Origin of the sequence: Acinetobacter gerneri DSM 14967 = CIP 107464 = MTCC 9824, from assembly GCF_000368565.1 — a bacterium.
Lineage (GTDB): Bacteria > Pseudomonadota > Gammaproteobacteria > Pseudomonadales > Moraxellaceae > Acinetobacter > Acinetobacter gerneri.
Genome location: NZ_KB849547.1, coordinates 8,899 through 10,493 on the forward strand (window position 1 = coordinate 8,899; position 1,595 = coordinate 10,493).

The 1,595-nt window shown below is 28.6% G+C and carries 3 protein-coding genes; all 3 read left to right on the forward strand.

What is annotated here, in order from left to right; genetic code table 11:
- The first annotated feature begins 486 nt into the window (after window positions 1-486).
- The 3 genes from F960_RS17830 (at window position 487) to F960_RS17840 (ending at window position 1,291) form a co-directional block, all read left to right on the forward strand.
- A complete protein-coding gene (locus tag F960_RS17830) occupies window positions 487-702 on the forward strand; it encodes a cold-shock protein (RefSeq protein WP_000071892.1) in 216 nt (71 codons plus the stop codon).
- A gap of 97 nt (window positions 703-799) precedes the next feature.
- Window positions 800-1,027, forward strand: a complete 228-nt coding sequence (locus tag F960_RS17835) for a hypothetical protein (protein ID WP_000921865.1) — start codon at window positions 800-802, stop codon at window positions 1,025-1,027.
- A gap of 66 nt (window positions 1,028-1,093) precedes the next feature.
- Entirely contained in the window at window positions 1,094-1,291 is a 198-nt protein-coding gene (locus F960_RS17840) for a hypothetical protein (RefSeq protein ID WP_000476222.1), read from the forward strand.
- Window positions 1,292-1,595 lie beyond the last annotated feature (304 nt).

Genomic DNA, 1,595 nt, shown 5'->3' on the forward strand with positions numbered 1-1,595 from the left:
TAGTTACGACATAGTCTTAAAGCAAACACCAATGCAAATATTTTTTTTAGGTACTTTTTTTGCTATCACGTTCTTCATATATGCCGTTGCTCTTCAATATCTTATTGATCAAAAGAAAATAAAGGACAGTCAACAACAGGTAAACTCTAATAATGGTTAAGAATTCTCATAAGAGATTTTATGTTAAAGAAAATATTAAATAATATAATAAATAAGTTATTGAATTTAATTAATTTTTAAAGAAAAAATATAGATTTTATAAGAAAAATTAATATTTATATCAAAAAACTTGATTATTTTTATTTTTACTGTATATTTAACTTAACTAGAAAAAAAGTCTTGTTTCGGTAAATCTTCCTTAAGTATCGCAGTTTTAGTCATAATCCTTCGTTTTTTAGATTTTAAGTCTCATTCTTTATTATTTTCAAAGTTATTAATCAGTCAATAAAATGACTAAAAAATTATTAAAAATTAGTAGGATATATTATGTCAAACTCAAATGTTGTTAAAGGTACTGTTAAGTGGTTTAACGAAACTAAAGGTTTTGGTTTCATTCAACAAGAATCAGGTCCAGACGTTTTTGCTCATTTCAGCGAAATCGCGAGTTCAGGTTTCAAGACCTTATTTGAAGGCCAGCAAGTTGAATTCAGTGTAGCTCAAGGTCAAAAAGGACCGAATGCTGTAAATATTGTTGCTATCTAAGTAATAATAAGCAGTAATAAAAAGCACTCATAAGTGCTTTTTTTATGCTTTAAAATGTTTTCAAAATTGAAAAAATCTCTAAAAAATAGGATATAAGTTGTTAAAAGTAAATGATTTAATTGCAAAATCTAAAAATGGTACTGAAATTATTGTTTCATTAATTCCTCTACATAAAATGCAAAATACACGTCAAGGTTTAAAACAAATCGAAGTAGGTAAAAGAGTTCTACTGGAATCTGGAATCGAAGTTGATTTAAATTTGGATGGCCGTACATTTTACACTTCTCTAAATCAGCTATTTAAATTAAATCATAAAGTTGCTTAGCGATAAATTTTTAAACATCAATAATTTATGTGGGATTTCCACTGCAATTTTTTTAAGGAAATATATATGTTTAAACAGACTCTCAGCGTAAAAGACCAGTTTGGCGTTAAACACGCTATTCAAGCCACAGTGGATCATGAGTTTGCCAACACACAATCTCATTTGAATATAAAACATATCACCGTTGATGGTGAAGATATTCGACCTAGTTTTGAAATGCTTTTTCAAAGTACCTTAAGTGGAAAAATATTTAAAATCATCTAGAAATATAGTTTTTATAAAATCTATAGTCTGAATGAAATATCAGGACCTACTCGCTATCATGCGGGTTTTTTATACCTAATATTTATATTTGTAAGCCTTTGCTTATGCGAAACGAGAGTTCACAGCTCTCGTTTTTTTATTCTAAAACTGCTAAAATTCTTATACGCCATTGACGTACTTAAACCTATGTTATTCATTGAAACCAGTATTTTTACTAAGCAAATCAAAGAGCTTGTGAGTGATGAAGAGTATCGTCAGCTCCAGCAAGATCTCTTGGTACAGCCTGATAAGGGCGACTTAATCA

Excerpts from the sequence above, each read along its gene's own strand:
- F960_RS17830 (WP_000071892.1), top strand. The coding sequence starts at position 487 with ATGTCAAACTCAAATGTTGTTAAAGGTACTGTTAAGTGGTTTAACGAA.
- F960_RS17840 (WP_000476222.1), top strand. The coding sequence starts at position 1,094 with ATGTTTAAACAGACTCTCAGCGTAAAAGACCAGTTTGGCGTTAAACAC.